Annotated in this window: 22 protein-coding genes; 12 read left to right on the top strand and 10 right to left on the bottom strand. The window is 35.2% G+C overall.

The genetic code is table 11. The annotated features are described in order from the left end of the window. Nucleotides 1–32 precede the first annotated feature (32 nt). Nucleotides 33–3,146, top strand: a complete 3,114-nt coding sequence (locus tag Q0Y61_RS06990; protein ID WP_297813514.1) for a multidrug efflux RND transporter permease subunit — start codon at nt 33–35, stop codon at nt 3,144–3,146. A gap of 222 nt (nt 3,147–3,368) precedes the next feature. Here the strand turns inward: Q0Y61_RS06990 and Q0Y61_RS06985 are convergent, their stop codons facing one another. Further along, nucleotides 3,369–4,583, bottom strand: a complete 1,215-nt coding sequence (locus Q0Y61_RS06985) for an argininosuccinate synthase (RefSeq protein WP_297813511.1) — start codon at nt 4,581–4,583, stop codon at nt 3,369–3,371. 83 nt (nt 4,584–4,666) lie between these two features. Here Q0Y61_RS06985 and Q0Y61_RS06980 point away from each other — a divergent pair, with 83 nt between their 5' ends. From Q0Y61_RS06980 to Q0Y61_RS06955, 6 genes are all read left to right on the top strand, one after another. After that, entirely contained in the window at nt 4,667–4,918 is a 252-nt protein-coding gene (locus Q0Y61_RS06980; protein ID WP_297813488.1) for an RNA-binding S4 domain-containing protein, read from the top strand. A 2-nt stretch (nt 4,919–4,920) separates the two neighbouring features. Then, entirely contained in the window at nt 4,921–5,487 is a 567-nt protein-coding gene (locus tag Q0Y61_RS06975) for a purine-nucleoside phosphorylase (RefSeq protein WP_297813484.1), read from the top strand. Nucleotides 5,488–5,512: 25 nt separating this feature from the next. Further along, nucleotides 5,513–6,574: a 23S rRNA (adenine(2503)-C(2))-methyltransferase RlmN gene (gene rlmN, locus Q0Y61_RS06970; protein ID WP_297813482.1), complete on the top strand. Its 1,062-nt coding sequence runs from the start codon at nt 5,513–5,515 to the stop codon at nt 6,572–6,574. A 400-nt stretch (nt 6,575–6,974) separates the two neighbouring features. Beyond that, nucleotides 6,975–8,000, top strand: coding sequence for a ketol-acid reductoisomerase (gene ilvC / locus Q0Y61_RS06965; protein ID WP_297813479.1), 1,026 nt, complete (start codon nt 6,975–6,977; stop codon nt 7,998–8,000). A 116-nt stretch (nt 8,001–8,116) separates the two neighbouring features. Further along, nucleotides 8,117–9,253, top strand: a complete 1,137-nt coding sequence (locus Q0Y61_RS06960) for a DUF2157 domain-containing protein (protein WP_297813476.1) — start codon at nt 8,117–8,119, stop codon at nt 9,251–9,253. Next, nucleotides 9,246–9,743 carry a GDYXXLXY domain-containing protein gene (locus Q0Y61_RS06955; protein ID WP_297813473.1) on the top strand — a complete coding sequence of 166 codons (498 nt, stop codon included), beginning with the start codon at nt 9,246–9,248 and terminating at the stop codon, nt 9,741–9,743. The genes Q0Y61_RS06960 and Q0Y61_RS06955 overlap by 8 nt, the downstream gene beginning before the upstream one ends. A 19-nt stretch (nt 9,744–9,762) precedes the next feature. Here the strand turns inward: Q0Y61_RS06955 and Q0Y61_RS06950 are convergent, their stop codons facing one another. From Q0Y61_RS06950 to Q0Y61_RS06940, 3 genes are read right to left on the bottom strand one after another with little or no spacing between them, the layout of a single operon-like run. Then, nucleotides 9,763–10,497, bottom strand: a complete 735-nt coding sequence (locus Q0Y61_RS06950; RefSeq protein ID WP_297813470.1) for a hypothetical protein — start codon at nt 10,495–10,497, stop codon at nt 9,763–9,765. Nucleotides 10,498–10,506: 9 nt separating this feature from the next. Beyond that, nucleotides 10,507–11,049: a hypothetical protein gene (locus Q0Y61_RS06945; protein WP_297813467.1), complete on the bottom strand. Its 543-nt coding sequence runs from the start codon at nt 11,047–11,049 to the stop codon at nt 10,507–10,509. Nucleotides 11,050–11,058: 9 nt separating this feature from the next. Next, entirely contained in the window at nt 11,059–11,484 is a 426-nt protein-coding gene (locus tag Q0Y61_RS06940) for an NINE protein (RefSeq protein WP_297813464.1), read from the bottom strand. A gap of 178 nt (nt 11,485–11,662) precedes the next feature. Here Q0Y61_RS06940 and Q0Y61_RS06935 point away from each other — a divergent pair, with 178 nt between their 5' ends. Further along, nucleotides 11,663–11,908 (top strand): transcriptional regulator, encoded by a 246-nt coding sequence (locus tag Q0Y61_RS06935; RefSeq protein ID WP_297813461.1) that lies wholly within the window; start codon nt 11,663–11,665, stop codon nt 11,906–11,908. A 134-nt stretch (nt 11,909–12,042) separates the two neighbouring features. Further along, complete coding sequence (locus tag Q0Y61_RS06930) at nt 12,043–13,791, top strand: Na/Pi symporter (protein WP_297813457.1); 1,749 nt, start codon at nt 12,043–12,045, stop codon at nt 13,789–13,791. A 293-nt stretch (nt 13,792–14,084) separates the two neighbouring features. Here Q0Y61_RS06930 and Q0Y61_RS06925 read toward each other — a convergent pair whose 3' ends face one another. From Q0Y61_RS06925 to Q0Y61_RS06905, 5 genes are all read right to left on the bottom strand, one after another. Further along, the gene (locus Q0Y61_RS06925; RefSeq protein WP_297813454.1) at nt 14,085–15,143 is read right to left on the bottom strand and encodes a CNNM domain-containing protein; all 1,059 of its coding nucleotides are present in this window, start codon (nt 15,141–15,143) and stop codon (nt 14,085–14,087) included. Nucleotides 15,144–15,152: 9 nt separating this feature from the next. Further along, nucleotides 15,153–16,118: a CNNM domain-containing protein gene (locus Q0Y61_RS06920; protein ID WP_297813451.1), complete on the bottom strand. Its 966-nt coding sequence runs from the start codon at nt 16,116–16,118 to the stop codon at nt 15,153–15,155. Between the two features lie 120 nt (nt 16,119–16,238). Then, nucleotides 16,239–16,652: a hypothetical protein gene (locus Q0Y61_RS06915; RefSeq protein ID WP_297813448.1), complete on the bottom strand. Its 414-nt coding sequence runs from the start codon at nt 16,650–16,652 to the stop codon at nt 16,239–16,241. Next, complete coding sequence (locus Q0Y61_RS06910) at nt 16,652–17,482, bottom strand: prepilin-type N-terminal cleavage/methylation domain-containing protein (protein WP_297813445.1); 831 nt, start codon at nt 17,480–17,482, stop codon at nt 16,652–16,654. The genes Q0Y61_RS06915 and Q0Y61_RS06910 overlap by 1 nt, the downstream gene beginning before the upstream one ends. 9 nt (nt 17,483–17,491) lie before the next feature. Then, nucleotides 17,492–17,734, bottom strand: a complete 243-nt coding sequence (locus Q0Y61_RS06905) for a type II secretion system protein (RefSeq protein ID WP_297813443.1) — start codon at nt 17,732–17,734, stop codon at nt 17,492–17,494. A gap of 156 nt (nt 17,735–17,890) precedes the next feature. On the opposite strand from Q0Y61_RS06905, the gene Q0Y61_RS06900 reads away from it, so the two are divergent. The 3 genes from Q0Y61_RS06900 to Q0Y61_RS06890 are packed head-to-tail and all read left to right on the top strand — an operon-like array spanning nt 17,891 to nt 21,275. Then, a complete protein-coding gene (locus Q0Y61_RS06900; RefSeq protein WP_297813441.1) occupies nt 17,891–18,637 on the top strand; it encodes an SH3 domain-containing protein in 747 nt (248 codons plus the stop codon). Next, a complete protein-coding gene (locus Q0Y61_RS06895) occupies nt 18,634–20,073 on the top strand; it encodes a GspE/PulE family protein (RefSeq protein WP_297813438.1) in 1,440 nt (479 codons plus the stop codon). Before Q0Y61_RS06900 ends, Q0Y61_RS06895 begins: the two co-directional genes overlap by 4 nt. Further along, nucleotides 20,073–21,275 carry a type II secretion system F family protein gene (locus tag Q0Y61_RS06890; RefSeq protein WP_297813434.1) on the top strand — a complete coding sequence of 401 codons (1,203 nt, stop codon included), beginning with the start codon at nt 20,073–20,075 and terminating at the stop codon, nt 21,273–21,275. The genes Q0Y61_RS06895 and Q0Y61_RS06890 overlap by 1 nt, the downstream gene beginning before the upstream one ends. Before the next feature lie 2 nt (nt 21,276–21,277). Here the strand turns inward: Q0Y61_RS06890 and Q0Y61_RS06885 are convergent. Next, nucleotides 21,278–21,624 (bottom strand): flavodoxin-dependent (E)-4-hydroxy-3-methylbut-2-enyl-diphosphate synthase (locus Q0Y61_RS06885; protein WP_297813431.1); only part of this gene is annotated, 347 nt, incomplete at its 5' end.

Raw genomic sequence — 21,624 nt, 5'->3', positions numbered from 1 at the left:
CACGAGACTCAATAGGAAAGTAAATATCATCAATGTTTTCAAAATTTTTTATCAATCGCCCAGCCTTTTCTGCAGTAATTTCAATCATCATCGTGATTGCTGGGCTTATTTGCCTTTTTAATCTTCCCATAGAGCAATACCCAAAGCTTGTTCCAACCCAAGTCGTTGTAAGCGCAAATTATCCTGGAGCAAGCGCAGAAACCATTTCTACAAATGTGGCAAGTATTTTGGAAAATAGTATTAATGGCGTGGAGGATATGATTTATATTCAAACCTCTACAACCTCTAGTGGCACGATGAACCTTAGTGTGTTCTTCAATAATAATGCGAACCCAGATATGGCGGTCGTCAATGTCAATAATCGTGTGCAAGCAGTGATAAGCCAACTCCCCACCGAAGTGCAAAGACTAGGCGTAACAGTGCGCAAACGCTCTACTGCTGTGGTTGGAATGTATCATATTTATTCAGATAATCCCCAACATTCGCAACTTTATCTAGCAAATTACGCGATTCTTAATGTCATTGATGAACTCAAACGAATCTCGGGAATTGGCGATGTAGATTTATGGGGACGCTCGGATTATGCAATGCGAATCTGGCTTTTCCCTGATAAATTAGCTTCTTTGAATTTAACGCCCTTAGAAATTATTGATAAAATCCAAGAGCAAAATTCACAATTTGCGCCTGGAAAACTTGGAGTAGAACCCACTGCAAAAACTGATTTTGCCTATACAATTATCTCTAAAGGCTTGTTTTCCAGCCCAAAAGAATTTGAAAACATTATCATTAAAGCAAATCCCGATGGCTCTACACTTAGATTAAAAGATGTCGCTAGAGTAGAGCTTGGCGCACAAGAATATCTGACTTCTTATTTTTACAACGATACTCCCTCCATTCCTCTTAGAATCACTTTGCAACCCGGTGCAAATATCCTTGATGTTGCAGATAATGTGCAACAGACAATGGAGAGACTTTCTCTAAAATTTCCTGAAGGAATGAAATATTCCAATCCTTTCCGACCCACAGAATTTATCATACAATCCATGAAAGAGGTAATGAAAACTTTTGTAGAAGCCATTATTTTGGTTGTGTTGATTATTTATCTATTTTTAGGGAATCTTAGGGCGACAATTATTCCTTGCATTGCAATTCCTGTTTCACTAATTGGGACTTTTGTTGGATTATACTTATTTGGCTTTACAATTAACTTACTTACACTTTTTGGACTAATTTTAGCCATTGGAATCGTAGTAGATGACGCAATTATTGTGATTGAAAATGTGGAACGCATTATGCACCAAGAACATTTAAGCGCCAAAGAAGCTACTATTAAATCTATGCAAGAAATTACAACCCCCGTGATTGCAATTGTACTTGTTTTAAGTGCCGTATTTATCCCAGTGGCTTTTATGGGAGGGTTTAGTGGGGAAATTTATAGGCAATTTGCCATTACAATTGTAATTTCAGTCGTTATTTCTGGTTGTGTTGCTCTCACGCTTACACCTAGTCTTTGTGCAATGTATTTAAAAAAACAGACAAAAAAGCCTTTTTATCTCGTTGCAAAGTTTGACGAACTCTTTGAAAAACTCACTTTAAAATTTTCCTCACAAGTTGCGAAAGTACTAAAAAGAGGGTTGCTTTTTATGCTACTTTTAATAGGAATGTTTTATGTTACTTATGATTTATTTGGTAGAGTTTCCCGCTCACTTGTGCCATCAGAGGATATGGGAATCGTAAATATCCATACTATTTTACCCGAGGGTGCTTCTCTCTCACGCACAACACAAGTGCAACAAGACTTAATTACCCTCTTAAAGCAAAACTCTCTTGTAGCAGAGATGACAACAATTGCTGGATATAGCCAATTATCACAAGGACTTAAAAGCAGTGGTGGCACGGGCTACTATCGCTTAATTGATTGGAGTGAGCGCACGGAATCCTCTAAAAGCGATAAAGCCTTTATCCGTGAAGTTACACAAAAATTACAAAGCTACCCTAATGCACGTTTTGTTGCCGCACCAGCACCAACAATCATCGGTTTGGATTCTAGTGGGGTCAATATATATCTTCAAAGCAAGGAGGGGGGAAGTCTAGAAGACTTAAAAAAATATGCAGACTTAATGGTGCAAGAAGCCTTAAAACGCAAAGAAATTCGTCATATTTTTACAAGCTTATCTGTCAATACTCCACAAGTCGCCATAGAACTAGATAGAGAAAAAACTTCTGCTTTAAATATCAATATTAATGAAGTATTTAGGACAATGCAAGTAACCTTTGGAAACTATTATGTCAATAATTTTGAGCTTTTTAACCGCACTTTTAGAGTCATTGCGCAGTCTGAACAAGACTTCAGAAAATCTCCTGAAGACTTAAATGCAGTCTTTGTAAAATCAAGAGATGGTAACTTTGTGCCTCTAAGCTCTCTTATAAAATTCCATTATACCACAGGAGCAGAAATTGTCAATCGCTTTAATCTTTTCCCAGCAGCACAAATTATTGGTTATCCCAATGAGGGTTACTCTAGTGGGGATACAATTGCCATAGTAGAAGAAATTGCACGGCAAATCTTGCCACAAGGCTACGACATTGCTTATTCTGGCTCAACCTATCAAGAAAAAGTCAGTCAGTCAAGTGGCACAACAGCATTTATCTTTGGGCTTATATTCGTCTTTCTAATCCTGGTTGCACAATATGAACGATGGCTGATGCCTTTATGTGTGCTTAGTGCTGTTCCTTTCGCACTTTTTGGGGCAATTTTAGCGACATTTATCAGGGGTTTAGAAAATGATATTTATTTTCAAGTTGGGTTGCTCGTGTTGATTGCCCTTGCAGCCAAAAATGCAATTTTAATTGTAGAATTTGCCACGCATTTAAGAGAGGGGGAAGGAAAAAGTATTATAGAATCCGCTATTGGAGCGGCGAAGCTCCGATTTCGCCCTATCGTAATGACTTCTTTGGCTTTTAGCATAGGTGTTTTACCTTTAGCATTAAGCAGTGGAGCGGGGAGCTTAAGCCGACATTCTATCGCAACAGGAGTGCTTGGAGGTATGCTTGCTGCTACTTTCTTAGCAATCTTTTTTGTGCCTTTGTTTTATATGTATTTGGCAAATTTTAGTGAATGGATACAAAAAAAGCGAAACTCATAACCCTACTTATTCCAGTTTATTTATCTCTTTGTAGCTTGGCTTTACAAGTTACAAAGTCTTTACCTAATATTATCTCATTGCAAGTTTAGGGAAGATTCTTGCATTTTAATTATTTTATCTACTATATCGTCATTGATATTTTATATTTTTATTATGCTTTTTGAAATTAAGAATTTAGATGTGAAAAAGGAATTTATTAACCTCCATCACATCAAAGTAGAATTATTTGCGAGCTTTTCCTGAAATAATAAATCTTAAAGCATTAAGTTTAATAAACCCTTCTGCGTCACTTTGATTATACACGGAATCCTCTTCAAAAGTGCTATAAGCAGTGTTAAAGAGGGAGTTTTTAGATTCTCTACCTAGAACAATAACATTTCCCTTATAAAGTTCTAATCGCACAATACCTTCAACTTTTTGTTGTGTTTTATCAATCAAAGCTTGCAAAGCTTCACGCTCCGGAGAGAACCAATAACCATTATAAATTAAACTAGCGTATTTTGGCATTATTTCATCTTTTAAATGCGCTTCTTCCCTGTCAAGGCATAGCGATTCTATGGCACGATGCGCTTTAAGATAAATTGTCCCACCGGGTGTCTCATAGCAGCCGCGTGATTTCATACCTACATAACGATTCTCTACCAAATCTAAACGTCCGATTCCATTGCGCGAACCCAATTCGTTTAATTTATTCCAAAAATCTGCTGGGCTTAATTTTTCTCCATTAATTGCAATTCCATCGCCCTTTTTAAACTCAATTGTAATCACTTCAGATTTATCGGGCGCATCTTTTGGTGAAACACTCCAACGCCACATATCTTCTTCTGGAGCGACATTTGGACTTTCCAAAATCTGTCCCTCATAACTAATGTGAAGTAAATTTGCGTCCATAGAATAGGGAGATTTATTCGCCTTTTTTTCAATTTGAATCCCCGCAGATTCTGCATACTCTAATAGCTTTTCACGACTATTTAAATCCCATTCTCTCCAAGGAGCAATCACTTTAATATCTGGGTTAAGGGCATACGCACCAATCTCAAAACGCACTTGGTCATTGCCTTTGCCCGTTGCTCCGTGTGAGATTGCATCTGCACCCACTTGCTTTGCAATTTCCACCAAATGTTTGGCGATCAAGGGACGGGCAATGCTTGTTCCTAGTAAATATTCTCCCTCATAAATAGTATTCGCACGGAACATTGGAAAAACAAAATCTCGGATAAACTCTTCACGTAAATCTTTAATAAAAATATTTTCGGATTTAATTCCTAATTTTTGCGCTTTTTCGCGTGCAGGCTCAACTTCTTCTCCCTGTCCAATATCTGCGGTAAAAGTTACAACCTCACAATGATAATTATCCCCAAGCCATTTTAAAATTACACTTGTATCTAAACCTCCACTATAAGCAAGCACAACCTTTTTGATAGTTTTTTTGCTCATCTTTACTCCTTAAAAATTTTGCGTTATTATAGCAACAATTTAATATTCTTTTGGCTACAATTTGGTAAATTTTAAGGATAAAAATGCGCGTAGATAAATTTCTGAATATTGTTAATATCACAAAAAGACGTGCTGTTGCACAAGATATGCTAGCAAGTGGTGTAATAAAAATCAATGGAATCCCTATCAAAGCAAGTCGCAATATACAGATAGGAGATATTATTGAAATAAAATATTTAGAAAATTCAAAATTTTATCAAGTGCTTAAAATTCCAGAACAAAAGACAATCAAGAAAAATGAATCGCATTTATACTATAAAGAAATACAAGGATAAAAATGATTTATTGTGCAGGGAAAATAGAATCTTTTTCATTTGCTAAAAGCATTGGGGTGGGTTTAATAGAATCCACGATAAACTTGACACGTTCCATTTTATATGATAAACCAGAAGAAATTATCTTTATTGGCACTTGTGGTGCTTATACGGATTCCATTCCATTACTAGAAGTCTTTGAAACACAAAGTGCAGCAAATATAGAATTATCCTTTTTGCAACGAAAATCCTATACGCCTTTGGATAATTTTTTAACCAATGTTTCATGTGAAACAATCATAAAAGATTCTATTGATATTCTTCCGAGACAACAAAACATTGTCAATTCTAGCAATTATATCACGACCGATTCTACATTTGCTAAGCAATTCTTAAACCTTGGAATCACTTATGAAAATATGGAATTTTTTAGTATCTTACAAGTTGCAAAAGCATTCAAACTACCTGCACTTGGAATTTTTTGTGTTACAAACTATATTCACCCAAATGCGCAAAAACAATTTCTTGCCAACCATAAAATGGCAATGGAAAAATTAAAATCCTATATTTACGCTAAGCAAAAGATTTAATAAACCATTATCAAGAAAGGAAACAATGGATAGATTACCACAAAACCTCAAGCAAAATATCTTTGATTTGACCTTAGAACAATTAAGCATTGCCTTAGAACAAGCAGGATTTCAAAAGTTTCGTGCAAAACAAATCTACCATTGGCTTTATGTATGTTATGAAGATAAATTTAATAAAATGAACAATCTGCCAAAAGATTTAAAGCTTTATTTAAATGAACATTTTACAACTCAAAATATTTGTATAAAACAAAAAGAACAAAGCAAAGATGGAAGTGTGAAATATCTATTCGCAACAAAAGATAATTTAACATATGAAGCGGTATTTTTAAAAATGAAAGAAGGTAAATTCACTCTTTGCCTCTCATCACAAATCGGCTGTAAAGTGGGTTGTAGTTTTTGTCTCACTGCAAAGGGGGGATTTGTGCGAAATTTAAATGCAAGTGAAATTGTTTATCAAGTCTTTGCAATTAAAAAAGACCAAAATCTACCCAATAACAAAGCCGTTAATATTGTCTATATGGGAATGGGAGAGCCACTAGACAATTTAACAAATGTTACACAATGTATTCATATCTTAAGCGAATTAGAAGGCTTAAACATCTCTGTGCGTAGGCAAACAATCTCTACAAGCGGAATTGCTCCAAAAATAAAAAAGTTAGCTGAATTAAATTTGGGTGTGCAATTAGCAATCTCCTTGCACGCTGTTGATGATACGCTAAGAACAGAGCTTATGCCAATCAACAAAGCCTACAATATCCAAGCGGTGATTGATGAAGTGGCACAATTTCCCATTGATAATCGTAAAAAGGTGATGTTTGAATATCTTGTGATTGATAGCCTAAACGATGGCTTAGATAGCGCAAAAAAACTTGTCGCCTTACTGAATAAAATCAAAGCAAAGGTGAATCTAATCTATTTTAACCCTCACGAGGGAAGTATTTATAAGCGTCCAAGTGTAGAAAAAATAGAGGCTTTTAGGGAATTTTTACTTAAAAAAGGGCTTTTATGCACCATTAGAGAATCCAAAGGTTTAGACATTAGCGCAGCGTGTGGGCAACTAAGAGAACACAATTTAAAGGAATAATATGGGATTATTAGACATCATTATGCTTGTTTTTTTAAGTGTTGTATTTGTGGTAGGAATGGGTGCGTTTTTGTATTATGCCTACAAAAAATAATCTAACATATCAATCTCGGAACATAGAAAAAACCTTGTAAAGCAAAATAGAAAAAAGTGCCAAAAACAATAGATAAGAAAGCAACATTTTAAAATCCTCATCAATAATTTATCTCAATTATACTATATTTGCTTCCTTATAAATTTTTTATTTCAAATTAGAAACTAAAGACAAAATTACAAATTCACAAAATATGCCTCCAATCAAATGTGAATTTATCTAATAAGATTCCATATAGCAAAGTATCCACTAAGGAAAAATGCAATATAATCATAAATCTTACATTTTACTTAAAAAGAGGAAAAGATGGCATTAAAAGTTTATTATGACAAAGATTGTGATTTAGGGCTTATTCAAAAGAAAAAAGTTGCTATTATTGGATTTGGCTCACAAGGACACGCACACGCAGAAAACTTACGCGATTCTGGTGTAGAAGTGGCAATCGGGCTTTATAAAGGCGGCAAAAGTTGGGATAAAGCGGTAGCAAAAAACTTCAAAGTCTTAGAAGTAAGCGAAGCGACTAAATGGGCAGACTTGGTAATGATTCTAATCCCCGATGAGCTACAAGCCGATGTATTTATGCGTGATATTGAACCAAATTTAAATGAAGACCAAATCATTGCATTTGGACACGGCTTCAATGTGCATTTTGGACAAATCAAAGCTCCTAAAGGAGTGGGTGTGATAATGGTCGCGCCAAAAGCGCCAGGGCACACGGTTCGCAGTGAATTTGCCAAAGGTGGTGGAATCCCTGATTTAATTGCGGTAGAACAAGACACAAGCAAGGGCAATGCAAAAGCAATCGCACTAAGTTATGCAAGTGCAATTGGCGGGGGACGCAGTGGAATCATTGAAACAACTTTCAAAGACGAAACAGAAACCGACTTGTTTGGCGAACAAGCAGTGCTTTGCGGTGGCATCTCTAGCTTGGTTAAAGCTGGATTTGAAACATTGGTTGAAGCAGGCTATCCTGAAGAAATGGCATATTTTGAGTGCTTACACGAATTAAAACTTATTGTGGATTTAATTTATCAAGGTGGTTTGGCAGATATGCGCTATTCTATTTCAAATACTGCAGAATATGGCGATATGATAAGCGGTCCGCGCGTTATTAATGAAGAATCCAAAAAGGCAATGCGGACAATTTTAAAAGATATTCAAGAGGGTAGATTTGCAAAAGACTTTATTCTAGAGCGCAAGGCGGGATATGCAAGGATGAATGCAGAGCGAAAAAATCTAGCAAATCACCCGATTGAAAAAGTTGGCACAAGATTGCGTGAAATGATGCCTTGGATTGCTGCTGGAAAACTTGTCGATAAGAACAAAAACTAATCAATAACTTTTTATGTTTGCAATTTTCTTGCAAACATAAAATTTATGCCACAAAAATCTTTATAATCTCATTCTTAACATTTGATAAGATTTATCATTACACTAAGGATTGAAAATTGTTTTTCAATAAAAAATCTTTTCTAAAATCTGAAATCGCTAGACTTGCCAATGAGGGTCTTATCAACAAAGAACAAGAAAAGGAAATTCTTGACTCTTATTCTCTTAATAAAAGTTCAGATTTTCCTTTTCTAGTTATTTTTGCCTTTATATTTATAGGGCTTTCTATCCTCACGCTTGTTGCTTATAATTGGGAGCAGATTCCAAATATTTTTAAGACTTTTTTGCTCCTCACCGCACTATTTTCTACACATTTAGGGATATTTTACTCCAAAAGCCCTCTATTCAAGCAGAGTTTTGGAATCCTAAGCAGTTTTGTTTTGCTTGCAAATATAGCTCTAATTTCACAAATTTATCACTTAGGAGAGGATACTGCTTTAGCATTTTTGAGTGTTGGTTGTATCGTGTTAGTATTGGCTTTTGCCCTAAAATCCTTCTCCATTTTCATAGTAGGGTATTTATTCACTAGCGTATGGTATTTTTTAAGTTTTGACAATCACTCCATTCATTTATTTATTTGTCTCATTGTGCTTGGGATTATAGTGCAAAGCGGAATCCTTTTTTGTCTTTCTTTAAATGCTACGAGATTCCTTGCCTTCTTAAATTTTGTGTTTTTAAGCTTATACCTATACAACTTTCAGGGGAATAGTTTAAATTTATCAGCCTTTGTATGGCTTTCTTTAATTGTTTTAGGTTTTCATCTCAAGTCTTACCAATCTTACGCCTATTTTGCTTTAGCTTTGACCCTTGTTGCTCTAAGTTATGATGCAAACCATTTATTCTTATCAAGCTCCTCTACCTCTCTATCTGCCTTATTGATTTTATTGGGTGCAATCAATCTGTATTTCAAACACTATTTTTTAGGCATTTTGACAATAAGTCTTTTATTGATTGGTAATTATTCCGCTTTATATCCGACAAACGCAATCATTCTTAAAGGGTTTTATTCATTCTTTACTTTCTTATTAGGTGTTCATTTCATCAAAGAAAATCATAAAATTTTGGGATTACTTACTTTTTCGTTATTGATAGTGATTCGTTATTTAGATTTATTGGGAGATTATATTGGCGCAAGTGTAGTATTCTTGTGCTTTGGATTGGGATTGCTTCTTTTTGCAAGGAGAAAAAATGCTTAAGATAAAATGGATTTTTCTTGCGTGCGCATTACAATTTACTTTGATTGGCACAATGTTTATCAATGCTTATTTGCCAATATATTTTGGCACAGAAGTGAAAGTCATCGCCAAAGGATACGACCCTAGAGATTTACTCGCAGGGAATTTTGTGTGGCTTGATTATGGGTTAAGATTAGAGGAATCTGAACTCACGGAAGCCGCATTAACAGGAGTTTTTGTATGTCTCAAAAAGGCAGACAAAGAGAATTTTACCTTTCAAGAGATTCTAGCAAAACCGACAAAGAATCCACTTTGTATCCAAACGAAAATCTCTCCCTACTATTCCCCGCGGCTCTCTTTGGGAAATATAGAAAAATACTTCACAACTAAAGAAAAGGCGAGAGAGATTCAAAATCTCCTTGCCAAACCCAACAATCAAGCGATTGTAACCTTGAAAGTCTTTAGAGGCAAGGCAAGAATTGTGGATTTAAGAGTGGAATCTAAACAATAATTAACACTTGATAAGATAATTATTGCATTACCACAGCAGCAAGGACATTAAAGGGATTGCACTCCACTTCTTCTAAACCACCAAAAGGACGCATATCCAACACACTAAGGAGTAAGCCCATATTGTTTTTAAGCTTATCTGCTAAGAGATTCTCCAAATGCTTCGGTGCGGATTCCAAATCCACTTCCTCTGGCTTGAATCTAGGGTGATAAACGATTGGAATCTGAAAGAGTGCGACTTTAAACACCGCTCCCTTTGTGTATTTGACACCCTCTTTATCCACTCCTGCGCTTTTAAGCCTTTTGATTTGAGAAATTGCGTCATCAATACGTGCTTCACACGCGCTATCAAATTTCCAATATGCACTTTTACCGATATTCAACCATAGTTTTTTGGATTCTATATAAGCTTCAAATTTAAAATCTTTTTCCGCACACCAAAAATCTATAAGTCCATTTCTATCCTGCTTTTCCCCCTCTCCTTTAGCCTTTGTCCTGTATTTAATGGGATTCTCACTAAACACATAAGGTGTCAAAGAATGCAGTGTATAGCCGATACTCGCATAAGCATTTTTCTCCTCAAACGCTATTGGGAAAAGCCCCAAGCCCTTTTGTGCTTTGAGATTTACCGCAAACGCTTGTTCGCAAAATTCTACAAAGAAAGACTTAAACAACCTCCCTCCCTGAAAACTATCGGATTTATAATGTGAATCCAATAGTTCAATCTCTGCTCCTTTAGGCAATTCATACAACATTGTTGCTCCTTATTTGTTTATTTCTGCGATAATATATTCATCACCTTTATTGTTGCTAGTAACCTTATAATTAATTGTGGCATCTAAAAAAGTCCCCAAAACCTGCGTATAAGATATGTATTTATTTCTCTCCTCTCCACTCATTTTTTGTATATCTGGTTCATTGACAATCTCTTGTTTATCAACATCTATGGAAACATCATAACCCATTAAGCGATAAATCAGGAAACTGCTTGTTGCCATAGCGACAAAAAGTCCAAGACCTGGATCATCAGTCATCTTTTTTTGCATTTCTTTGCTTTGTATCATTTTTGTAAATTCATCTAACACTTTTATTCCAACCTTTGCCTGACAAATATTTTGTTCGGCATCTAGCAACACAACATTGCTCGTGTAAAATCCCAAATCCTTAGCAGTTTGCTTGTATTCTTGTAGCAATATATTAAGGGCTTGGTCTGCTATGCCATCATCATCGCAACTTGTCTTACCACAACCGCTCAACAACAAACCAAAATCAAACACGATAAAAGCATATTTAAAAATTAATTTCATATTCAATTCTTATTGTGTATTTGCGATGGCTTGTTGAATTGCTATTAGATTATCCTTTGGGATTCCTTTCCATACCAAAAACAAATCTGCAATGCACCACAACATTAAAGCAAAGCCTAATAAACCAGCAATTCCACCAATAATCGCACCTCCACCAACAGCCACTCCAACATTGCCTATGATAATCCAAGCCAAAAATAAAGCCAATTTGTAGATTCCAAGCTTCTTATCGCCCTTGTAGAATCTATCCGCACCAAAACTGCCCAAAAACAATCCCAAAAGCAACCCAACGACCTTAGATTTTAAGGGAAGCCCATAAAGCCTTTCTGCTCCTCCATTTAACGATTTCAATTCCTCTTGAATCCCAAAAGTAGAATCGCTAGGAATTTTGCCTCTCCATTGCGACATTAGACTATTCACAACATTTTGTTCCATTTTAAGAATCTCCTTATATTTGAAAGCTAAAAAGCTGGGTTACATTTTACAATATTTCAAAAAATAATACAAGGAATAATTACCTTAATAATAATATAAATAAGTAATTATTCCTTTGTTAGAAATTATAAAAAAACTCTATACATTTCCTTAAAAAATACACATTTTAAGGAATCTTATGCCAAAGCAAGAGAATTATTATTTTTTTCGCCCCAAACTCTCACAACGTGATATTGCAGGGTTTTTGCAGATTGATACCAAAACGCTTTATAATTGGAAAAAACACAAACCCAATCTCTATCGCATTGTAATGCTAGGTTTTAAATTTGAGGAGACTTTAAATTTAAGCAAACAACATTATGAGGAATTACTCAAAATTGAAGCAAATATCAAGGAAGAATATTTAAAAACCAAAGACAACTAAGTTACAAAATGTATAAGTTGAGGCAAAATATTTGCAAAAATTCCAAATCATTATTTATTTTTAAGTTTCTCATTTAAGAATCGTTATAAAATTACACTTTCACAATCTATTATTGACAATTTCAAGGAAATCCAATGCGCAGTATCATTTTATTACTTGTTTTTGGTATTTTGGGATTCCTATTTTACGAATCAAGCTCGTTTTTGGAAGCAGGTTCTGGAATCGCAATCTTTTTATACGGAATTATGTGTCTTAAAAATGGCTTTGGGAACTTTAGCACTTTCATTGAAAGAGTGCTAAAAAAATGGGCAAACACCGCAACCAAAAGCTTAATCTTTGGTGCAATCTCTACGATGATTATGCAAAGCAGTGGGCTTGTCTCTGTCCTTGCAATCTCCTTTCTAGCCGCTGGTTTTATCACGCTTGGACAAGGAATCGGGATTATTTTTGGGGCGAATCTTGGGACAACCATTGTTGCGTGGGTGATTGCCATTGCGGGTGTGAAGTTTGATATTTCCTCTGTTACAATGCCTCTGCTAGTCTTTGGCGTGATTTTAAATCTCCAAAACTCCAAAAGCACAAAGGCGTTTGGTTCAATTCTTTGTGGAATCGGATTCTTTTTCCTTGGAATCTCTCTTGTAAAAAGCGGTTTTAATGAGCTAAAAGACATCGTGGATATTGCACAATATGGGCAAATTAGCGGAATGGCGGGTGTGTTTTTGTTTGTCTTTATCGGAATTGTGCTAACCGTGATTATGCAAAGCTCTAATGCGAGTTTGCTTGTGGCTATCACGATTCTAGCCGCGGGACAAATGAGCTATGAAAACGCTTTGGGATTCGCCATTGGTTCAAACATTGGCAGCACGGTAATGGCAATCATCGGCTCTATTGGCACAAATATTGCGGGCAAGAGACTTGCGGCTGCACATTTACTCTTTAATAGCATTACCGCACTTGTCGCGGTTGTCTTTTTGCAACAAATGATTTTTGTCGTGCGTGAATTTTGCAGTGTGGTTGGAATCGCAAATGACGATTATATCTTGCAGCTCACCGCATTCCACACACTCTTTAATATCGTGGGAATCGCATTAATGATGCCTTTTATTGGCAAAATGGTTTATTTCCTTGAAAAATTCATCGTGGATAAAAAGGCAAAAGAATACGAGCCTATGTATATTAACGATTCCATTGTATCTTACCCCGACACGGCGATTGAAGCCTTACGCAATGAAATGGAACATCTTTATGATAACTGCTTCTTAGTTTTGACTTATTCGCTTGGATTCACGCGCAAAGAGATTCACTCGGATATACCTTTTCGTGAAATTATTGCACGCAAAAAGCTCTATAAAAAAGACATTGACCTTGAGAATCTCTACAAATTAAGCATTAAAAATTTATTTGACAAAATGTTTGATTTTGCAACAACAGCACAAACCCATATCCACGAGAAAGACCAAATGAATGAAATTGCCCATATTAAAAATGCTGCACGTAGAGCAGTAGAATCTATCCATCAACTAAAAATGCTTTACCACAATTTAAAAGAAGCTGCACAGACAAACAATGAATCTCTAGCAGAAATTTATAATGAAATACGAGTGGATTTAGCAGAGCTTTTGCGCAGTATTGAAAATCTTGAAAAAAGCTCTGATGAGAATATTCAGTTAATTTTGGCAAGTATTAAGAAAGGCTCTGCTCTCCTAGACCAAGAGGACGACAATGCGATTAGCAAAATAGAAAAACTTATTTTGGACAATAAAATAAGTGCAAACAATGCCTCTTCTATTTTAAACGATATTGACACAGCAAATAAAGTCAGCAAGGATTTACTTGCAATGACGCAGCATCTTTATGCCGCAGATTACACGCCCTTAAACTAGAAATTCGTATTGAGATACCATTGCGTAATCCCCCCATATCGCAGGAAGTAAGGACGAGGTATGCGGGCTTTATGTGGCAAATTCTACGTATTTGTGATACAGACACAAAGAAATCTTAAATTAATTCTCTTTTGAAAATCAAAACTTAATATGAGTATATAAAAGCGCAAGTCTAAATTTGATATTGCACAAATCCAACCCGAACTTAAAGCATATCGGAGATTCCAACCTAAAACTATTCCTTAAGGTTTTGAGCCCACTTAACATATTATACATTCCTTGGACTCCAAAGCTTAATGAATGCTTTTAATTTTATCCGAATATTTTAAACGATATTTTTTGATATTTTCTGTTGCAACCTTTTGCATATCTGCGGCTTCATCAAATTCATCTAAAATCTCTTTGCCAAGCAATGTTTCAATCGCATCTTCACGCGTTACAACCCCATAAAATTGTCCATATCTATCCTGCACAACGAAGAGTTGTTCTTTTTGCGCAATAAAAAGATTTAGCAAATTCAACACCGAGAGACTAAAAGGCACAATATAAACAGGACGCACAAAATCTCCAATCGTTTGCTTCTCTTGCAAACCCTCCTTCAATCCTGCTTCTAAGATATCTTGCGTATGGACAATCCCAATAACAGAATCTACGCTTTCTCCATAAACAGGAATACGTGAATAATTATGAATCTCCTTTTGTTTTAATGCTTTTTGCAAAGTGTCACTATAACACAACGACACTACAACACTACGAGGTGTAAGAATATCAATTGCTTGGTAATTTTTGAGTTTTAATAGATTTTCTATAATATATTCTTCACGCATTGAAATAGAGCCACTTTGATGCCCTATTTGACTTGCTGCTAAGATTTCATCACGACCGATAAACAAACTAGAACTTGTCTTAACAAATCGTGTAATGAGCTTGGCAATTAGGACGAAAGGAAAAACAATTTTTAAAAGATAATGGATACTTAGCGTGACATAAGGCGCTAAATTCTTCCAATAGGTGGCACCAATGGTTTTGGGTAAAATTTCAGAGAGATAAATTAGCACTATGGTAAGAATTGTTGCGCCCAATGCTTGATAATTGAGACCATAGAGCTTAGCAACTTGGATTCCAACACCTGTTGCCGCTGCGGTCGTTGCAAAGGTATTTAACACCAAAATCGCCCCCTCTGCATCATCAACATTATCTTTAAGGCGCTTAAGATGACTCCCAATTTTTGGATTCTGCTTTTCAAAACTCGCAACAAAAGAAGGTGTAATGGATAAAAAAACAGATTCCATAATAGAGCAAAAAAAGGTAAAAACAATTGCGATCAAACAATAAATAACCAACAAGAACACAACAGCCTCCTAACGATGTTGCAAATTACCGACACCTAATGCGGCATTAATGACATCTTCTAGCGCAACAATCCCCACAATATTTTGTTTGCCATCTATAACTAAAAATAAATGCTCTTTTTGCAAGATAAATTTCTCTAACAAATCTAGCAATCCCATTTCGGATTCTACTTTTATAATATTTTTTGCGATACTTTTTAGTGCTTCTTTGCCCCTCTTTTCAAGGTTGGCTTGCAAAATATTTCTCTTAAACACAATAGAGTTAATTTTATCTATCGTATCAGTATATAAAGGAATGCGTGAGTATTTATAAACACTAGAAACCCTCACAGATTCTTCAATACTTATCCCCTCATTTAAAGCAAAAATCTTTTCTTTTGGTGTCATAATATCTTTTGTTTGAAGGGTTTTTTGCAAGATTAAATGCTCTAAAATATCGCCTTCTAGCTCATTAATGGAACCGCTTTTCTCCCCCAAATCCATAATTGCCAAGATTTCATCACGACTCATTTGATCAACATCTTTTCTTTTGAATAAATGCGTAATAATACGGGAGATATAAACAAAAGGAAAAGTAATACAATAAAGCACCAAAACACAATAAGACATTGGGGAAACAATCATTTTCCAATAGGTGGCACCAATGGTTTTGGGTAAAATTTCAGAGAGATACAAAATACACAAAGTCATAAACAGAGCAACAAAACCCTGCCACGCCTCACCAAAAATCTCTACAGCTTGCGCACCAACCCCAGCTGCTCCCACTGTATTAGCAAAGGTATTGACGACCAAAATTGCCCCAACTGCATTATCAATATTTGACTTTAAATATTTCAATATCTTGCCACTTTTGAGGTGAGTTTTTGCGTAACTCTCCATAAAGGGTGGAGTAACAGAAAGCAAAGCAGCTTCTAGCACAGAACAAATAAAAGAAATAATAATTGCCAATAAAAAGTAGCCAATTAGAGAAAACATTCAATCTCCATCATTTCCAAAAACTTTGTGTAAAACTTTTAAATATTACCATAAAAAGCCCTTAAATTAAGCAAGAAATAAATAAACTTTAATAAATTTTATAAAACTTTGAATCTAAAGTTACAATCTTAAAATAAAAGCGCGCCTTGTAGAAAATTCTTGCAAAAACTCCTTATGCTTGTCGCGATAAACCCCAAAAATATCTACAAAATAAAATGCCTCCATATTACCATTTTGCTCCAAATTTTTCTCTAATTTCTTAACCACTGCCCGATAATGATAATCTTCTGCAATCACTGCAGAAAATGTAGAAAAATCTTTCGTAGTTAAGCCTTTGGATTTTAATTCAACTTTTAATTGCTCCTTAAAACTTAACAAATGTAAATCTAGCCACAAGATGCGCTGATGAATTGCTCTTAAATCTTGCTTGAAAGACTCGCTCTTTACTCCCAAAATTAACACAAGAGTTCCCAAAAAAATGAATAAAATCAAAGGCAACAAAACGATACCTCTTAAACTCTTTAAATTACGCATTATTCTACCTCTACTACCAACACACTTTCACAATATGGGATTGCCTCTACACTTTTAATGCATATCTCAAGAGCAAAGCCTAAAGATGTTTTTGCAATCTTAACATCTGTAATGTTTTCAATAATTGGTTGTATATTTTGCAATTGACTTTTAGATTCCAATGTAATAGAATTGCCAAAATGCAAACGAGAAATAGAATCTAAAAAATAAATTTTAGGAGCAATCTGCAAAGAATCCTTTAGTGGTATAGAATCTCTAAATAAGGACGGAATCTCCAATAACATCTTACTAGCATTTATCTCTAAAATCTTCCCTTGAAATTTAAGGGAATAAAAGTCTTTTGGGGCAATAAAATTATGAGTAACAAAAAGTGCTTTTTGTGGCATATTTGCTTTTCTATAAAGTGAGCACTTTTGATTTAGGATTTTATTAGAATTTGAATCTAAACTTAAAAATTCTAATATCAAAATATTACTAATTTTAATGCTTTTAGGTTCAATAATGCCACATAAACAAGGTAAAGCGTAATCTCCTATCCTCACATATTCTTGTGTCTTCTCATAAAACATCAAACTTTTGCCTTTCAAGCTTAATGGATTTATCCCTATCTCCTCACCACTGCTTAATATAAGACTTTCTAAATAAGAATTTTCTAATAAGCGTTTAATTTGCAATAGGGCGTTGCGCACTTGAATCTCTTGAGTGAAATTATGATTTTGCCAATGGTAATTCTGATAAATTTTAAGCAATGTTGAGCCGCCTAAAACACCCAAAATCCCAAGCAAGATTAATGCAAATAACATCTCAATGAGAGTAAAACCTCGCTGCATACTTTTGCCTTAAGGGATTGTTGCATTGATTTCATAAAAATGCAAAGATTCTAATACAGGGGAACGAAAAACGCAATTGGGTGCAACTTTGTTACAAATAGGAACATTATAAATATCTACATTTTGCGTTATTCTAAAATCCTCTAACCCAACTACTGCAAAACTTCCCAATATTGCTGATATTAAGATGCTTAGCACTAAAATAAAAATCAAAAACTCTAACAAAGTAAAGGCTTTTCTCTCTAAATTCACCACCAACCCTTTCAAAAGCCATATATTTTTAAACACTTTTAAGTTTAATTATTTAAAAATTACTGCATATTCAAGGAAAAGTCAAGTGTTAGCAAAAAGATTTATGAGAATTTAGAAAATTAATCAGATAAATCTAACATAATTAAAGGAGAAAAAATGTTAAAAACTGCTATTTTGTGTGCATTAGGAGGTATTACTCTTGTGTGGATAGGAGATTTTTGGGCTTTTAAAACCACGCAAAGTTTAAAAACTCACCAAAATAAACTCTGCTTTTTTGTACAACCCAATCGATTGAATGTTCGCAATGCACCAAATTTAGAAGCAAAAATCGTCTATCAACTACAACAAAACTCTAAAATCTGCGAATATTCTAATACACACGATGGTTTTTTACAAACAAAAGAGGGTTGGGTTGCAACCAAGCATTTAAGCCTAGAGCCTTTCAAACAAAGACAAAATTCTGCATCTACTTCCCCTCAAATAGCCTCCCAAAAAATACTAGATTCTAAAGCACATATCCCAACTTCTGCAAACAAATCCTTTAATAGCAAATCTCACAGCAACCAAAAGTTTAAACTAACAAGTGTAACAAAAGATTCTATTCCTACATTAGCCGCACACAGAGAGACTCAAGGCTCTGCTCAAACTTTTCTTCCAAGCCCTATTATTCAAGCTAGAGTAGAATTGGAGAATCAAAACTACACGCGCGCTAAAAATTTAGCCCTACGCGCAAACCTGGCAAATCCTAAGAACTTAGAAAGTTGGGAAATTTTTGTTAAAAGTGTGTATTTAGAGGGCAATCCACAAGAAGCTATTTTAATTTTACAAAACTTCTTACAACAAAACTACAATGAAAATCTGGCCAATCTCTTAAAACTTATGCAACAAGGACAAAAAATTTGAGTTACCAAGATTCGCACAAACACTTTAGTTTTCAAGAAATCCATAAAGATTCTGCTCTGCGGTTAAAGGTAGAGCAAATGCGCTATTTTGGAGCAATTCTTGTGCAAGAAGCCTCAAATACACTAGAAATTGCCCTATTAAAATCCCTAAACAATCCGCACAAAGATACGCTCCAAAATCTCTTTGAAGATTATATTTTAGAGTTTGGCACAATGGATTTAGAAGATTTTGAAAAAGCTCTTATATGGCTAGAACAAGAAGAATATTTGCAAAACCTGCTAAAGAAAATTCAACAAGAAATAAATCAAGAATCCCAAGAGAAAGATTCTAGTATCCAAAGCCTTGTGCGATTCATCTTGCAAATTGCTGTATCTAAAAATGCAAGTGATGTGCATTTTGAACGTGATTTCAACCATACGCGTGTGAGATTTCGTATTGATGGAGTGCTTGTAGAAAGATTTTTGTTTGATGAGTGGCTTTTTGCTCCTTTAAGTGCTAGTATTAAACTTATATCGCATTTAAATCTTACAGAATCTAAACTCCCCCAAGATGGACGTTTTGAGTTAGAATTACTCCATACAAACAATACCCTGTGCACTTTTGACTTTCGCGTTTCCACTCTTCCATTAATTGAAGGAGAATCTATCGTTCTTAGAATTTTAGACAAGCACAAAACGCTTTTGCCTTTGGAATCTCTAGGCTTTGGAGAAACAGAACTAACACAAATCCAATCACTTTTTAATTTGCCTTATGGGCTTGTATTGGTTACAGGACCCACAGGCAGTGGCAAAAGCACTACAATGTATGGAATCCTAAATATCTTAAAAGATAGAAACTTAAAAATCATCACGCTTGAAGACCCTGTAGAATATCGTTTGCCACACATTAACCAAGTTGCAATAAGTTCTAAAGTTGGTTTTGCAAACATCTTGCGCAATGTTTTACGTCAGGACCCTGATGTGATTATTCTAGGTGAAGTGCGCGACAAAGAAAGCTTGCAAATTGCAATTCAAGCAGCTTTTACAGGACATTTAGTTTTTGCTACACTGCATACAAATGACGCGTTAGATACCATTGTGCGTTTGCGTGATATGGGATTAGAGCCACATTTCATCGCACAATCTCTAAGCGGAATCATTGCTCAACGACTACTCCGCAAACTCTGCACTTGTCAGCAAAATCCTCACGACATTACAGGACAAAACACAGGTTGTGAATCCTGTAATCATACAGGATATTTAGGGAGAATTGCTATTGCTGAAATTGTCCTTGCTAGCCCAGACCTAGAAGAATTCATTTATCATCGTATCAATAAAATAGAATTGTTAAAAAGGTTAGAAAGGCGAATGCCAAACTTCACCTTAGAGCAAAAAGCGCACCAATTAGCAACCAATAGAATCACGGATACGCGCGAAGTTTATCGTGTTGTCAAATAATGCCAAACTTCCAAGTCCAATACAAACAAAAAGGTAAAATTCAAACACAAACTTATCACGCCAAAACACAAGAAGAGCTAGAAAATAAACTCCAGTCACAACAACTTTTTGTGTTAAAAATCACACGCAAATTAAGCCTCAAAGATAAATTGCTGATGCTCAATCCACCCAAAACAAAAGAAATCTTAAGCGCTTTTTACGAACTAAAGCTTGGACTTAAAGCCCATTTACCCTTAAATTTGCTTTTAGAAAACTTGCAAAATCACACTAAAAATCCTCTATTAAGTGCGAGGTTTGCCAAAGCACTTTTTGCACTTAACTCTGGTAAGCCACTTTCTCTTAGCTTCAAAGAGGCGGGTTTTTCTGACTTCATTTGCTCTATGTTGGAAATTGGGCAAAAGGCAAATATGCTAGATAGTGCAATAGAGTTTATTTTGCTTGAGCTTAAAAATATGCAAAAGAATCGCAAACTTTTAACTAAGATTTTACTTTATCCGATCTTCGTTCTCTTGGTGATGATGGCTGTATTTTTGGGCATTACACTTTTTGTTTTACCTCAATTTGAAGTCCTGTTTATGGGGATTAATGCACCTTTGCCCTTTGTTAGCAAAAGCTTACTTTTTATGCGTACTCTTGTGTTGGATTATGGTTGGTTTAGTGTGATAATGTTAAGTGGAATCACATTGTGGATTTATAGGCTTTATAAAACCTCCTTGAAATTCCGATACACGATAGATAGGTTATGTCTCAAGATTCCTTATTTGGGCGCACTCTTAAACTATTATCAGCTTTCACAATTTTTTCTTAGCTTCTTTTATCTCTATAAAAGCAAGGTGCCCCTACAAATTGCCCTAGAAATCTCATCTAAATCTCTTACCAATGAAGCTATCAAACAAAAATCTAAAGGAATTTTTGAGGCAATTTTGCGTGGAATCCCTATTGCAAAAGCTTTTAGCACAAGTGGCTTACTAGACAACCTAAGTATTCAATTACTTTGTAGCGCACAAAATGAAGAAGGGTTTTTAGAATCCTTAGAAGTCTTACTTGAGCTTCATCAAGAAGAATTATCTACGCGTAGCGAAACACTCCTCACTCTACTAGAACCTTTAATGGTTTTAATTCTGGGTGCTTTAGTTTTATGGTTGGCGCTTGCAATTTTTCTACCTCTTTGGGAATTGCCTATGCAAATACAAGGTTTGTAATTTTATCTCTCAACTTCTGCTGCTTGAATTATCTCTCCCTCTGCTTTGATAACTTCTTGAATAAAAACATCAATTAATTTCTCTTGTTTGTATTTACCAACAATCTCTCCCTTCTTTATTATCAATCCATCGCCACTACCAAAAGCAATCGCCACATCAGCGTGTTTAGCCTCCCCTAGTGCATTAACTGCGCAACCCATTACAGAAATCTGCATAGGGGTTTTAATCTTGGGCATTCTTTCTTTTAGTTCTTGAAGGAGTGGAACTAAATCTGCTTGCAAACGCCCACACGTAGGACAAGAAATATAAGTAATCCCCTCTTTTTGTCGTCCGCAATAGCGCAAAATAC

This window comes from uncultured Helicobacter sp. (genome assembly GCF_947367035.1).
Taxonomy (GTDB): domain Bacteria; phylum Campylobacterota; class Campylobacteria; order Campylobacterales; family Helicobacteraceae; genus Helicobacter_D.
This window is presented reverse-complemented; position numbering and strand designations above follow the sequence as displayed.

Coding starts and splice junctions, on each gene's coding strand:
- Q0Y61_RS06990 (WP_297813514.1), top strand. CDS start 33: ATGTTTTCAAAATTTTTTATCAATCGCCCAGCCTTTTCTGCAGTAATT.
- Q0Y61_RS06985 (WP_297813511.1), bottom strand. CDS start 4,583: ATGAGCAAAAAAACTATCAAAAAGGTTGTGCTTGCTTATAGTGGAGGT.
- Q0Y61_RS06980 (WP_297813488.1), top strand. CDS start 4,667: ATGCGCGTAGATAAATTTCTGAATATTGTTAATATCACAAAAAGACGT.
- Q0Y61_RS06975 (WP_297813484.1), top strand. CDS start 4,921: ATGATTTATTGTGCAGGGAAAATAGAATCTTTTTCATTTGCTAAAAGC.
- rlmN (WP_297813482.1), top strand. CDS start 5,513: ATGGATAGATTACCACAAAACCTCAAGCAAAATATCTTTGATTTGACC.
- ilvC (WP_297813479.1), top strand. CDS start 6,975: ATGGCATTAAAAGTTTATTATGACAAAGATTGTGATTTAGGGCTTATT.
- Q0Y61_RS06955 (WP_297813473.1), top strand. CDS start 9,246: ATGCTTAAGATAAAATGGATTTTTCTTGCGTGCGCATTACAATTTACT.
- Q0Y61_RS06950 (WP_297813470.1), bottom strand. CDS start 10,497: ATGTTGTATGAATTGCCTAAAGGAGCAGAGATTGAACTATTGGATTCA.
- Q0Y61_RS06945 (WP_297813467.1), bottom strand. CDS start 11,049: ATGAAATTAATTTTTAAATATGCTTTTATCGTGTTTGATTTTGGTTTG.
- Q0Y61_RS06940 (WP_297813464.1), bottom strand. CDS start 11,484: ATGGAACAAAATGTTGTGAATAGTCTAATGTCGCAATGGAGAGGCAAA.
- Q0Y61_RS06935 (WP_297813461.1), top strand. CDS start 11,663: ATGCCAAAGCAAGAGAATTATTATTTTTTTCGCCCCAAACTCTCACAA.
- Q0Y61_RS06930 (WP_297813457.1), top strand. CDS start 12,043: ATGCGCAGTATCATTTTATTACTTGTTTTTGGTATTTTGGGATTCCTA.
- Q0Y61_RS06920 (WP_297813451.1), bottom strand. CDS start 16,118: ATGTTTTCTCTAATTGGCTACTTTTTATTGGCAATTATTATTTCTTTT.
- Q0Y61_RS06915 (WP_297813448.1), bottom strand. CDS start 16,652: ATGCGTAATTTAAAGAGTTTAAGAGGTATCGTTTTGTTGCCTTTGATT.
- Q0Y61_RS06910 (WP_297813445.1), bottom strand. CDS start 17,482: ATGCAGCGAGGTTTTACTCTCATTGAGATGTTATTTGCATTAATCTTG.
- Q0Y61_RS06900 (WP_297813441.1), top strand. CDS start 17,891: ATGTTAAAAACTGCTATTTTGTGTGCATTAGGAGGTATTACTCTTGTG.
- Q0Y61_RS06890 (WP_297813434.1), top strand. CDS start 20,073: ATGCCAAACTTCCAAGTCCAATACAAACAAAAAGGTAAAATTCAAACA.